This window comes from Acinetobacter colistiniresistens, from assembly GCF_024582815.1.
Taxonomy (GTDB): domain Bacteria; phylum Pseudomonadota; class Gammaproteobacteria; order Pseudomonadales; family Moraxellaceae; genus Acinetobacter.
The window spans coordinates 467,457-480,960 of the sequence record NZ_CP102099.1; the positions used below are offsets into that span (position 1 = coordinate 467,457).

A 13,504-nucleotide genomic window follows, 5' to 3' on the forward strand; every position below is an offset into this window, starting at 1 on the left:
TTTGCAAATTCATCTGAATATTTTTTAAACAAAGAAAAATAACTCTTTCAATAAAAAGAAAAATATAACAATAAATCACATATTTCAACCAGAATAAATTTAAAAATAATTTGTATATTTCACATCCAAAATAAATCAATTTATTATTTAAAATCAAAATATTAAATTAATTATGATTGTTTTTTAAACACAGAACAAATCATAAAATTGTATAAGTATTTTATTTAATAATAATTAAATTATTTTAATAAAAATCTATCTTTTTATGCATAACTTATACAATTGGTCAAAATTTCGGTCTTACCCCAAATTTATTTTATTTAATGAGGCGAGCTATGCCAAAGGCAAAGAAACTTACTTTAGCGGTTTTGATTAATGCCGCGTTAATTACCTCAACATATGCAAGCGAACAAAGCGAAGCAAAAGGACTTGTTGAAGATGCCAAAGGGGATATTTTATTCCGTACTGGTTATTTAAGCCGCGACAAAAAGAATGGTGTCAAAGACACGAGTTCATATGCTCAAACAGCAATGGTAAAACTAGAAACAGGCTTTACCCAAGGTCTAGTTGGCTTTGGCGCGGGTGTGATCGGCGATGGCTCATTTAAACTGGGCTCAAACAACAATTCTGGTAACGGTATGATCCCGAAACGTCCAGATGGTTCAGCCTATGATCACTGGGCACGTGGTGGCGGTTTTGTTAAAGCGCGTATCTCAAATACAACCGTAACCTACGGTACCCAAGTGTTAGACCTTCCAGTTCTAGCAAGTAATACTACACGCTTGGTTCCTGAATACTTTGAAGGTGTTTTGGCAACCAGCCGTGAAATTGATGGCTTAGAATTAACTGCTGGTAAATTCACCAAAGACCAGTACTCTGATCAAATCAATCGCGATGGCCGACATCTTGATAGCGCTGTAGTTTGGGGCGCAAAATATAAATTCGATGACAATTTAAGTACGTCTTATTTTGGTATGGATAGCAAAGACAAACTCAAACGTCATTATGTCAATGCCAACTACAAACAACCTTTAGATAAAGATAGCGCGCTTACTTATGACTTAAGTGCTTACCATACCAAGTGGGATAAAGAAGCAAGCACGTATTCAAGTACGACTGATGACTTATCTAATCGTAAAAATACCATTTGGGCTCTGTCTACCACGTATAACACTGGGCCTCACAGCGTAATGTTGGCTTACCAACAAAACAATGGCAATACCGGTTATGACTATGGTGAGAATGCCGATGGCGCTCAAAGTATCTACTTGCCAAACTCTTATCTGTCTGACTTCATTGGTAACAGTGAAAAATCGGCGCAATTGCAATACAACATCGACTTTGGTGGCTATGGTGTTCCAGGTTTAAGCTGGACCACAGCTTATGTCTATGGTTGGGATATCAAAGTTAAGAATTTGACTGATAATGCACATGAACGCGAATTCTTTAACCAAGTGAAATATACTGTGCAATCTGGTTTTGCCAAAGATGCAAGTTTGCGTTTACGTCATTCATATTATCGTGCAAGCGATGACTACCAAACAAATGCCTACATTGGAGATACCAATGAATGGCGTATCTGGCTTGATATTCCTGTGAAATTATTCTAATTCACAGTTCATCAAGTTAAAAAAACCTCCATTCAAATGAATGGAGGTTTTTTATGACCAGCAACTAAACAAAAAGCAGCTGATCACGCCGACCAAAATTACTTTTTAGCCGCTTCAATCGCTTTAAGCACTTCAGCTTTCGCCACATCAGCACCTTCCCAGCCACTGATTTTTACCCACTTACCAGGCTCTAAATCTTTATAGTGAGCAAAGAAATGCTCCACTTGGCTGATCAATAACGGTGGAAGATCCGTATATTCTTGAACGTCTTTATAAAGTGGAGATAATTTTTCGTGTGGAACCGCGATCAATTTCGCATCAATACCACCATCATCTTCCATTTTCAATTTACCCACTGGGCGGCAACGAATCACAGAACCCGCAGCAACAGGATGTGGGGTTACAACAAGTACGTCTAATGGGTCACCATCTTCTGACAATGTATTTGGCACATAACCGTAGTTTGCTGGGTAGAACATTGCTGTACCCATGAAACGGTCTACAAATAATGCATCTGAATCTTTATCAATTTCATATTTGATTGGCGCTGCATTTGCAGGAATTTCAATGATGACATAGATGTCGTTTGGTGCGTCTTTACCCGCAGGAATATTGCTATAGCTCATATCAACACTCGTTTATATTGTGAAGTCAGATTTAAATCGGACAGATTATAACGTGAATACAATGAAAATGATGCTAGATATACGCCGAGCTGGCGAATTTTATCGCCAGCCACGACTAAGTCATTTTGATTGTGATCACAAACAGTAAAATTGGACAAAGTAGAGAGAAAAACCAGATGATGGAGCGTAAAGTTGCAAGATTAGCTAAATAACAAATCCCATAAATCACGCGAAATACGATATAGGCCCAGCCTAAGGTAAAAATAAATCGCTCTGGTACCACCATGTACTCAGCCATCAAAATGGCAGCAATAAATAACGGTAGACTTTCAAAGCTATTTTGCTGCACCGCATTTGCCCGTGCAGATAATCCCGTTGTTTTGGCTAAAAATTCACGCGGATTTTGATTATCTTTTGCCTGAAAACCACCTTTTGATTTCGCAATCAAGGTAAATACATACGGCAACAAACATGCGACTATAATCATCAATATAATGCCGCTAATACCTTGCATGCTGAGATCCATCATTTGAAGTTCTTCTGATCATGCTATCATAATCTATAATTTATTGAACTTTCATTTGTGCTTGTTCAACAAGCGTTTCTTTTACACAGGATGTTTGTGTAAAAGTTGTGTTTTTTCATACAGTTTTAAGGTCAAGCTATGCGACAACCCGATCAAAAAGAAATGTTTGATGTGCTCGCACAACAACGACAACATCAGCTTTTAGTTGATCGTGTCTTGAAAGTCGTGCTTCCAATCATGGCATTTCTGCTCAGTGTGATTTGTGCCAATCTCAATTGGCAGTCAACTTTGGGGACCTTTGTGATCCTAAGCATTGCCTTTTATGCAGTTGGTATTTATCGCTTAACACTGTGGCATTGGCTCGCAGTCATTGCGCTGTATGCGGTTGCTGATAATTATTTTAGTTTTAATGGTATTGATGCCACCCGATTACGTTTTCAATTGGCCACAATGATGGTATTTGTCGGCATTGTCGGGATCGGACGTCCTTATATCGATCGCTGGCTCATGAAGTCAAATGGAACTAAATAAATCCAAATAAAAAAACGCCGCGATTGCGGCGTTTTTTCAGCGATGTACTTAAGCTGGTTTACGTAAATCTTTACGTAAGATTTTACCGACGTTTGATTTCGGTAACTCTTCCATAAACTCAACATAACGTGGGCACTTATAACCCGTTAAGTTTTGTTTTGCATAAGCAATGATTTCTTCAGTCGTTAATGATGGATCTTTCTTCACAATGAAGAGTTTCGGCACTTCACCTGATTTTTCATCAGGCACGCCAATCGCAGCCACTTCCAATACTTTTGGATGTTTGGCAATGACTTCTTCAATTTCACTTGGATAAACGTTAAAACCAGACACCAAGATCATGTCTTTCTTACGGTCAACAATCTTCACATAACCACGCGAATCCATCACACCGATATCACCCGTACGGAAGAAGTTATCAGCGGTCATCACTTTCGCGGTTTCGTCTGGACGGTTCCAATAGCCTTTCATGACTTGTGGACCACGAATCGAAATTTCACCTTGTTCGCCGAGTGCAACTTCGTTACCGTCGTCATCTAAAATCGCCACTTCAGTCAATGGCAATGGAATACCGATCGTGCCACTAAATTCAGTGCTTGCAGGTGGGTTTGCCGTTGCAACAGGAGACGTTTCAGACAAGCCATAACCTTCGATAATGGTTGTGCCTGTGATCTTTTTCCAAGCTGCTGCAGTTGATGGCAATACCGCCATACCACCGCCCATCGCCATCTTCAGATTGCTATGATCAAGCTGTTTGAATTCTTCGTTATTCACCAAAGCATTGAATAAAGTATTTACTGCTGGGAAGAATGAAGGTTGATATTTACGTAATTCACCAACCACTGCTGGTAGATCACGTGGATTTGGAATCAAGATATTGGCTTGACCTTTGTACATACCGTAAAGCGCGCACACCATAAATGCAAAGATATGATAGAGCGGCAATGCACAAACGATACGGTCACCCTTCGCGCTATCAGAACTACCAAACTTACTTGAGAAGATCGCTTCGCACTGAAGCAAGTTCGCCACAAGGTTTCGATGGGTCAATTCAGCCCCTTTCGACACACCAGTGGTACCACCTGTGTATTGCAATACTGCTGTATCGCTTAAAGTGAGGCTTGGACGTTTGTAGTTACTTGGATTGGCTTTATTTAATGCGGCATTGAATTTGGTATGGCCTGGGATATTCCATGCTGGAATCTGTTTACGTACTTTACGCAACACAAAGTTGACCAATGTGCCTTTCAATGCGCCCAGCATATCACCCACTGAAGCCACCACGACATGCTTCACAGGGGTCTTACCAAGAATGCTTTGATAAACACTGGCAAAGTTTTCAATAATGACCAAGGCTTCTGCACCAGAGTCATTCAATTGATGCTCAAGCTCACGCGCTGTATACAATGGGTTCACGTTAACAAGGACTAAACCTGCACGGAATACCCCTAAAGCAACCACTGGATATTGAAAAACGTTCGGCATCATCACCGCAACACGAGCGCCTTTGGCTAAACCCAGCGTTTGTAAATAGGTTGCAAATTGACGACTAGCGACTTCTAATTCATTAAACGTTAAAACTTTATCCATGAAGATAAAGGCATCACGTGAACCAAATTTTTGGAAATTGCGTTCAAAAATATCAACAAGTGAGGTGTTTTCAGCAGGCAGTTCAACTGTTTCTGGAATTCCTGTCTTTTGGTATTCAGCAAACCAAATCTTTTCCATAATGCCATTATCTCCGAGTGGTAATCCTTAAAAATGTAACAACGTTACGTCCATGACAAAACATTTTTTTTAACTTTTTGAATTGCCCTGTCAACCTATCCAAACAATATGAATACATTGTCATATATAACGTATTTGTATCACAGAATACTAGCCTTATCTCTGAATGAAGAGTCTATTTGCTTTTTGATATCCGCGTGGTAAAAGTTGCCCCTTTGTTGCTCTTTTTCCTAGATATTTTTGGAGATCATCCCCTTTCAGTTTGAGGTGCTGTTGTCCTGCAGCGACTTGGATTATTTCATCTAACGTTAGGGTTGTCATGGATAAAATTTGCTCTTTTTCATCAAGTTGTATCAACTTGTTACCTTTACCTTTATTCAGTACAGGAAGTTCTGCTAAATCAATAATCAGCAATCGTCCTGATGAACTCAGTATGGCAACGTGGGTTGCTTGCTGGATTGGCAGTAATGGCAGAGCTGTTGCCTTATCTGCAACTGTCAAGAAAGTCTTGCCTGCTTTGGCATTGGTATCCAGTTGCGCAACTTGGGTTTTAAAACCATAACCTTTGGAACTGGCAACCAGTAATTCATTCTGGTCATCGTCCACCAAGACTTGAATAAATGAAACACCGCTTGCTGGTGACAGTTTGGAACTCAAAGGTTCACCAAAGCCACGCGCTGAAGGGAGGCTGCTAATTGGCAAGGCATAACTGCGCCCCGTTTCATCTAAAAAGTACACCCGTTGATTGGTTTTACCAACCGCATGACTTAAATACTGGTCACCCGCTCGGAAGTTGAGATTAGCCGCATCTACTTCTGCGCCTTTGGCTGCACGGACCCAACCTGCTTCGGACAAGACCACGGTCACGGCTTCTGCTGGCATCAAATCCTGTTCTTTAATCTGGACGGCGTCTGCACGGACGACCATTGGTGAACGGCGATCATCACCGAACTTTTTCGCATCTTCTTTCAATTCATTGATAATCAGATTTTTTAATGATTCTGGATTGGCCAATTGCTCACGAATAATTGCCGCTTTTGCTTCTAACTCTTCTTGCTCACGGCGAATTTCCATCTCTTCAAGCTTGGCCAAATGGCGCAGTTTCAGCTCTAGAATCGCTTCGGCTTGAATATCATCAATCCCAAAATGCTGCATCAATACAGGTTTCGGTTGATCTTCTTCGCGGATAATCCGAATCACGGTATCAATATCGAGATAAGCAATTAAAAGACCTGCCAAGATATGCAGGCGTTTTTCGATTTTATTTAAATGATACTGCAAACGACGCGTTACCGTTTGCTTACGGATCTCAATCCACTCTAACAAGATACGGCGAATCGATTTCACTTGCGGGCGGCCATCGGCCCCAATCATGTTCAAGTTAACACGATAGCTGGACTCTAAATCCGTGGTTGCAAACAAATGACTCATCACCGTTTCTGCATCAACACGATTAGAACGTAGCACAATCACCAAACGGGTGGGATTGGCATGGTCGGATTCATCACGAACATCACTGACCAAAGGCAATTTCTTGGCAATCATCTGATCGGCGATTTGAGTAATTACCTTTGAACCAGAAACCTGATAAGGTAATTCAGTAATCACGATTTCATTCTTATCGACCGTGTACACGGCACGCATACGATAGCTACCACGACCTGTGGTTTGAATTTTAAGCAGTTCTTCAGGCGGAGTAATAATCTCTGCTTTGGTCGGTAAATCTGGTGCAGGAATATATTCTGCTAATTTTTCATCAGTGGTTTCAGGATTACGAATCAGTGCGATCGTCCCTTTTACCACTTCACGTAAGTTATGTGGCGGGATATCCGTCGCCATTCCCACCGCAATCCCCGTGGTACCATTCAGCAAGATATTCGGCACACGTGCAGGTAACGTAATCGGCTCTTTCATTGAACCATCAAAGTTATCCTGCCATTCACTGGTACCTTGCCCGAGCTCGCTCAGTAATAACTCACTATAAGCCGATAGTTTGGCTTCGGTATAACGCATGGCCGCAAACGATTTTGGATCATCGGGTGAACCCCAGTTACCCTGACCTTCAACCAATGGATAGCGATAGCTAAATGGCTGTGCCATCAACACCATCGCTTCATAACAAGCGGAGTCACCATGTGGATGGTATTTACCGAGTACGTCACCGACGGTACGTGCCGATTTTTTCGGTTTGCCGGTCGACTTTAAACCCAACTCGCTCATCGCATAAACGATACGGCGCTGTACAGGTTTTAAACCATCACTGATATGGGGCAATGCACGATCCATAATCACGTACATGGCATAGTTCAAGTAAGCCTGCTCAGTGAATTCGGCTACGGAACGGTTTTCTGTTGCATGATGTGCAAGGCTGGTCATTTCAGCGAGTCATCCAAAATCATTTATTATCGTCAATGCTTTGTATGCTATGTGGATGAAGGCGTTGTGACAAGCCCTTGTTGTTGTTTAAACGTCAAATGGTGTCTTGTTGGTTAAGGCATAACTTCTTTTCTAGACATTCTGTAATTCCATCAATGCGCCACCTTTGTATATAAAAAGTAAAAAATATTAACAAAGCCATGAACTCCAACTATTATTAAGAATAATTTAATTAATTTTTATATTAAATTTAAAAATAAGAACAGGAATCAAAAAATGAGAGCATTTGGAGTTAATGGATCAACGACAAATCATGGTGGTTTTGTACAAGCAACACAACAAAGGAGTTCCTTCAATGGACAATTATTTTTAAGGGCTGGGGATGGCTTTTTTTGTCCACGTTGCAAATGCTGGTCAACCTTATTAAAAAGTAATGACCATGTCATCTTTGATGGTATCGCGGTTGCCTTCGTAGGTGATTTATTTTCCTGTGGCGCTTCTTTACAACCCAAACAAAGTCATGTCATTGGCGATGCAGGCGGCGCACCATGCCCATCAGCATTTCGAGCAGAATCCTCACAACGCTACTCTGGCCAATTTCAACTCATCAATGAAGATGATCAACAACCACTTGCCCATGTGAAATATGTCATTGAACTTTCAAGTGGTGAAAAAATCCAAGGGACAACCGATGCCTCAGGCCATACGCATAAATTAAATGACAAAGAACAAGCTGAAGGGATCAGCATAAGAATAGAAGAATCTGATGATCATGGTTACTAAAAACGAATATCGCACAACGACCAAACAAAATGCTCAAGTTGAACAGGTCAAAATGAATTTGCCTGTTCGTTTAATGATGATTGGTGGCGCAGTTAAAGCTAGTGATAATTCAGCTTTTAATTTCGCTTCCAAGAATGTAGCTTCCGATTATAAAAATGATCTACCAGTCAAAAAATTTCAAATAAGTAATGGAGCAAAGACAATAGTTTCAGCAATAGCCAGCCAGTTGACCAATACAATCCAATCTTTGGATATTTTCTGTCACGGAGACCCCGATGGTATCTACTTTATCATTGGCTCATCTTTGGAGAAGAATGTTGAAAATACCGTCAAAAATCAACTTGCTTCAAACCTATATATTTCAAAGTTTCAAGCCATCTACAAAGGCTTTGATAGGAAAGAAAATAAAATAAAAAATCAATATGCAATTTCGGATTTAAACCTAAAAGCTTTTACTAATGAGTCCAAAGTTGAGATACATGGATGCAATACAGGTTCTGGCGAAAATTGCTTTGCCTCAGAGTTTTCTAAGCAGCTCTATAATGCAGGTAAATTAAAAAGTGTTGTAATTGGTCATGCATCCAAAGCAAATCCAAACATTGATGGTACAACCTCTATTAAAGAACAAGATTATCGGCATGGTATTCGAATAATTTTCCATAATGGAAAAGCCATTAAAAAAGTGACAAGTTCAGGTAGAATATCTGCTGATATTATAAGATTAGCGTTAGGAAACTAATTTATGGAAAATATAGACCATTGGATTAATATTTATAGTATATTTTTTTCTATCTCCATTCTTTCAGTTGCATTTAATCTCTCACTTTGGGTTAAAGATATTGTTAATCGAATTTTATTAACAATTACATTGACAGGAGTCATACGTTTTGCTTTGAATTGGTTTATCTTTCCTGAAGCTTCTGTAGGATATACTCAACAACAAGAAATGGCATCTTTTATCTACCTTGGTTTCGATAAAAATTTATTTTCTGGTGCTCTCCCATTCTTTCTTTCTATCTTTGCTTTAGTTGCTTTAATTTATAGAATCCTACCTAGACACAAAAATCTTTAGGTGATTAAATGGAAGATTATAACTACTGGATAACTGTTTACGCTGTCGTCTTTACGATACTCATTGCTTCTTTAAGTGTTAACTCTATTTTCTTCATAAAAGATAAAGTGAATAAAATTCTATCCTTTTTATTTTCTCTGGTTTATACGCCTTAATTATAAGTTATTTTTTTGAAAAAGCTTCTATTGGCTATACTCAGCAAGAACTATTACCAATGTTTATCTATAAGGGCTATAAATCACATCTTTTTATGGAGGAATATACTTTTTATTTTCTGTAGTTATATTTACTATCCTTATTCTTAGAATAATATCAACTCGAAATAAAAATAAAATTCATTAATAATTTAAATTTATTTTTATAAAATTTATAAATTCAGATAAATTTAAAAGCATGGTAATTGGGCATTACCACCTCTCCAATACAAATCTGGAGATTTTTCATTGAAATGAATATCAATAGGTACGTAACCATCAATTTCGATCGAATGAGACTGGTAAATACCTATAGTAATTCTTTTTGACATCTAAGGCTTCATAAACCAGAGTGAATGAGATGTATCATAAATTGCCATAAACTACGATATATTTAGCACGCTTTAACTGGTCACGCCACCAACTGATTAAAGCTTTTAAAAATTTTTCTATCGCTAAATTATTTGCAGGAATTTTTAGCATCTCATTGAAGATAAGGGTACATGTATGATGATCTAGATAGTTGTATCCACATACATCAAAATTGTTTCCCGACAAAGTATTGCTCAATTGGTCTACAGAACAAGCAACTCTAAAAGCATCTAAAATATAATCAAAATCATGCACTGGGATAAAAATGTCATTTGAACTAGTTTTATGACTTTCAGATTCAGCCCAAAGAATAAAACCTATTTCATTCTTGATTTTTTGTTGATTTTCACGTGTTGTAAGGAGCATCACTTGTGACTGGATTTTTTTAATCGCCTTTTCAACATCGAAATTACAACATTGATAGATATCTTGGGCGACCGAGATTTGACATTCAGTGGCTTGAATCACTTTTTCAATATTATCTTGATGAAAATTAATTATTGCGGCAGATACATCATTTTGGTTTTCTTTTAAAAGTTTTATCGCGTATGTAAGTGGGATAGAGAGTTCTTTTCTTATCTGCTCAATTTTCTCTCTATCCATTTTAATCTCAATGCTCATCGGTGGAGGAAGCAGATTCCGCATCATCTTCCTTATAGATAAATTTCGGCATTTCCAGCCCAAAATAAATCGCAATCAAACGTAGCGTAAAACCAAAGACCAAAGTCAAAATTACAGTCAGATCATGTGGTAAACCAACTTCCAAACACACCCAATAACAAATCACGGCGACAAAGGAAATACTGGCATACAACTCACGGCGGAACACCAACGGTACATCATTACACAAGATATCACGCAGAATACCGCCCGACACCCCAGTGAGTACCCCTGCAACCGCAGACACCACAAAACCATGTCCCATTGACAATGCAATCTGACAGCCAATAATAGTAAAGCCAATTAAGCCCAAGGCATCTAGAACCAAGAAGATATTGCGCAGATGGCGCATCCATTTGGCAATAATAATGGTGACAAAAGCGGCAATACAGGTCAGCACCAAATATTCAGGATGTTTCACCCAAGTCAACGGATAATGCCCTAATAGCACATCACGTACCGAGCCACCGCCCAATGCCGTGACACAGGCAATCAGTACCACACCAAACCAGTCCATACTGCGTCGCCCCGCTGACAGTGCGCCCGTCATTGCTTCCGCAGTAATGGCAATAATATAAATTACGGTGAGTAACATCTGCCTACATCCCTAAATCAGGCGTAAAAGTGTGCGCTATTCTAAGACAAACTTAGATGAATTGTGCACAACATTGTTTAAATTTTTTCCCCGAGCCACAAATACAGGGTTGTTTCATGGTGATCTGCAGATCCAGCGTCGGATCAAGGAAATACCACTGCTGTTGGTGTAATACAAAATGTGAAATCTCATGATGAATATGCGCTTGCTTGCCATCATGATAATGTGCCTTGAACTCAACCAGCGCATGGGTTTTATCCAGCTTGGGCTGATGTTGCACGACATCCAATTTGAGCCATTGATTCGATTGACTCCAGTCTGCAATCGCAGCACGATCCAAAGCCGCTTGTTGGCCCAAAGCGGTGGTTTGCAAAAGATAGTCGATCTGCTGCAAGGCAAAGGCACTATAACGCGAGCGCATCAATTGCTCTGCAGTTTGCGCGACCTGCTGTTTTAAATGTAAGGGCTGGCAGCACTCAGCATATTGCCCCTGCCCGCAAGGACAGTGTTGTGACAACGTCATTTTCAACTCTCAAATAAAATAGCCCTGAACCAGACCATTGCGAAACAAAGGTCAAACTCAGGGCTATTCGGGAACGACTACATTATTTCTCTACAGGTTTTTCTTTGGCAATAATGCGCACTTTTTCGATTTTGTGCCCATCCATTGTGACCACTTCAAAACGATAGCCATCGACTTCGATCATGTCGCCATTTTCAGGTAAACGACCCAAGTGGAACAGGATATAGCCAGACAACGTAGAATATTCTTCACTTTCATCGACCAAGTCTTTGCCCAATAGCAAAGACACATGGCGAATATCGGTTGAACCTTCCAGTAACATCGAACCGTCATCCAGACTTTCCGCTGTTGCTTCTAATTCATCTTCGTCAGGAAATTCACCTGCGATCGCTTCCAGCATATCAATTGGTGTGGCAATACCTTCAATTGAACCATATTCATTCAAGACAATCGCCATTTGCAACGGTGCTTGACGTAACTGTTCCATCACCATCAACACTTGCGCATTCTCATGCACAATCACAGGTTCACGTAAGTGCTTGGTAAAATCAATCGCCCCGGTTTCAATGTATTCATTCAACACTTTATGCGTTAAAACAACACCTTCAATATTGTCCAACTCACCACGTGCAATGATCAAACGTGAATGGGTCATCGCCATTAAACGTTCTTTTAGCTCGGCAGGATCATCATCTAAATCCAGCCATTCCAACTCTGGGCGTGGCGTCATCACTGACTTGACTGGACGCTCGGATAAACCCAGCACGCCTTGTACCAAGACACTATGATAGACCCCATTGTCTTCATCAAAGACTTCTTTGGCATATGCCTGTGTTGCTAAAACATCTTCAGTCTCTTTATGCTGGCCTTCGTTACCACTGCCTTTACTGCCGAGCATACGCAGTACCGCAGAAGCAGTGCGATAACGTAAATCTGTCGTGGTGACCAATTTCTCTTGGTTACGGCGCATGGTTTGGTTCACCATTTCCACCAGCACAGAGAAACCGATCGCAGCATACAAATAACCTTTCGGGATATGGAAACCAAAGCCTTCGACCACCAATGAGAAACCAATCATCATCAGGAAGCCAAGACACAGAATCACCACGGTCGGATGCTTATTAACAAAGTCCATTAACGGGCGTGAAGCCAACAACATGATGCCGATTGCAATCGTGACCGCGATCATCATCACTGAAAGCTCTTTCACCATCCCCACGGCAGTGATCACACTGTCGAGCGAGAAGACCGCATCCAGCACCACGATCTGTACCACCACCATCCAGAACACGGCATGCACTGGATTTTCTTCTTTATGTGCTTGCTTTCCTTCGATTCGTTCATGCAGTTCCATGGTGCCTTTAAATAATAAGAACACACCACCAAACAGTAGAATCAAGTCACGTCCAGAAAAGGGATGATCAAAAATATGGAACAGCGGTGTGGTTAATGTCACGACCCATGCGATCGAGGCCAGCAAGATCAAACGCATTATCAGGGCCAGCAGCAAACCAATCTTACGCGCAGCATTCCGTTGTTCGGGTGGTAATTTTTCGGCTAAAATTGCAATAAAAACAAGGTTATCAATACCCAATACAATTTCAAGCACCACCAATGTAGCTAAGCCAACCCAAGCAGCAGGATCTGACATCCATTCCAGAATCATTGAGGTGACTCCTCTGCAAAATCAGCAATATTGTTATGAAGTTGAGATTTTAAAAGGCTGGCACTAGGAGCCAAAACATTTTTTTTAGGAAATAAGAACAATGCGGAGCGACAACAACCACTACTCATAGAGGTACATAAATTAATAAAAGGATTTTCAGTATAGGCAAGATTGCAGTGAAATTCATCTTTTTTATGTGGATGATTTTGTCAAATTCTTTCGAGGCACACCAAAAGTCCATT

General features: G+C 40.1%; 13 protein-coding genes. 5 read left to right on the forward strand and 8 right to left on the reverse strand.

Annotation, left to right across the window (positions count from 1 at the left end; translation table 11 throughout):
- Positions 1–335: 335 nt before the first annotated feature.
- Entirely contained in the window at positions 336–1,610 is a 1,275-nt protein-coding gene (locus NQU59_RS02210) for an OprD family outer membrane porin (RefSeq protein ID WP_005240298.1), read from the forward strand.
- Between the two features lie 98 nt (positions 1,611–1,708).
- Here NQU59_RS02210 and ppa read toward each other — a convergent pair whose 3' ends face one another.
- Together ppa and NQU59_RS02220 are read right to left on the reverse strand one after the other, a co-directional pair.
- The gene (gene ppa / locus NQU59_RS02215) at positions 1,709–2,236 is read right to left on the reverse strand and encodes an inorganic diphosphatase (RefSeq protein ID WP_004656389.1); all 528 of its coding nucleotides are present in this window, start codon (positions 2,234–2,236) and stop codon (positions 1,709–1,711) included.
- A gap of 115 nt (positions 2,237–2,351) precedes the next feature.
- Positions 2,352–2,750, reverse strand: a complete 399-nt coding sequence (locus tag NQU59_RS02220; protein ID WP_005240301.1) for an MAPEG family protein — start codon at positions 2,748–2,750, stop codon at positions 2,352–2,354.
- 150 nt (positions 2,751–2,900) lie between these two features.
- On the opposite strand from NQU59_RS02220, the gene NQU59_RS02225 reads away from it, so the two are divergent.
- Entirely contained in the window at positions 2,901–3,293 is a 393-nt protein-coding gene (locus NQU59_RS02225; protein ID WP_005240303.1) for a hypothetical protein, read from the forward strand.
- Between the two features lie 48 nt (positions 3,294–3,341).
- Here the strand turns inward: NQU59_RS02225 and NQU59_RS02230 are convergent, their stop codons facing one another.
- Both NQU59_RS02230 and parC read right to left on the reverse strand, forming a co-directional pair.
- A complete protein-coding gene (locus tag NQU59_RS02230) occupies positions 3,342–5,021 on the reverse strand; it encodes a long-chain-fatty-acid--CoA ligase (RefSeq protein ID WP_005240304.1) in 1,680 nt (559 codons plus the stop codon).
- Between the two features lie 156 nt (positions 5,022–5,177).
- A complete protein-coding gene (parC, locus tag NQU59_RS02235) occupies positions 5,178–7,397 on the reverse strand; it encodes a DNA topoisomerase IV subunit A (protein WP_005240306.1) in 2,220 nt (739 codons plus the stop codon).
- Between the two features lie 276 nt (positions 7,398–7,673).
- Between parC and NQU59_RS02240 the strand changes: the two genes are divergently transcribed.
- The 3 genes from NQU59_RS02240 to NQU59_RS02250 are packed head-to-tail and all read left to right on the forward strand — an operon-like array spanning position 7,674 to position 9,252.
- The gene (locus NQU59_RS02240; RefSeq protein WP_257064812.1) at positions 7,674–8,180 is read left to right on the forward strand and encodes a PAAR domain-containing protein; all 507 of its coding nucleotides are present in this window, start codon (positions 7,674–7,676) and stop codon (positions 8,178–8,180) included.
- The gene (locus NQU59_RS02245; protein ID WP_032860604.1) at positions 8,170–8,919 is read left to right on the forward strand and encodes a hypothetical protein; all 750 of its coding nucleotides are present in this window, start codon (positions 8,170–8,172) and stop codon (positions 8,917–8,919) included. Before NQU59_RS02240 ends, NQU59_RS02245 begins: the two co-directional genes overlap by 11 nt.
- A 3-nt stretch (positions 8,920–8,922) precedes the next feature.
- The gene (locus tag NQU59_RS02250; protein WP_257064814.1) at positions 8,923–9,252 is read left to right on the forward strand and encodes a hypothetical protein; all 330 of its coding nucleotides are present in this window, start codon (positions 8,923–8,925) and stop codon (positions 9,250–9,252) included.
- Between the two features lie 560 nt (positions 9,253–9,812).
- Here the strand turns inward: NQU59_RS02250 and NQU59_RS02255 are convergent.
- The 4 genes from NQU59_RS02255 to NQU59_RS02270 form a co-directional block, all read right to left on the reverse strand.
- Positions 9,813–10,421, reverse strand: coding sequence for a hypothetical protein (locus tag NQU59_RS02255; RefSeq protein WP_257064815.1), 609 nt, complete (start codon positions 10,419–10,421; stop codon positions 9,813–9,815).
- A gap of 7 nt (positions 10,422–10,428) precedes the next feature.
- Positions 10,429–11,073 carry a trimeric intracellular cation channel family protein gene (locus NQU59_RS02260; protein ID WP_004656399.1) on the reverse strand — a complete coding sequence of 215 codons (645 nt, stop codon included), beginning with the start codon at positions 11,071–11,073 and terminating at the stop codon, positions 10,429–10,431.
- 52 nt (positions 11,074–11,125) lie between these two features.
- Positions 11,126–11,596, reverse strand: a complete 471-nt coding sequence (locus NQU59_RS02265; protein WP_257064816.1) for a YchJ family protein — start codon at positions 11,594–11,596, stop codon at positions 11,126–11,128.
- A gap of 82 nt (positions 11,597–11,678) precedes the next feature.
- Positions 11,679–13,262, reverse strand: coding sequence for a TerC family protein (locus NQU59_RS02270; RefSeq protein WP_005240311.1), 1,584 nt, complete (start codon positions 13,260–13,262; stop codon positions 11,679–11,681).
- Positions 13,263–13,504 lie beyond the last annotated feature (242 nt).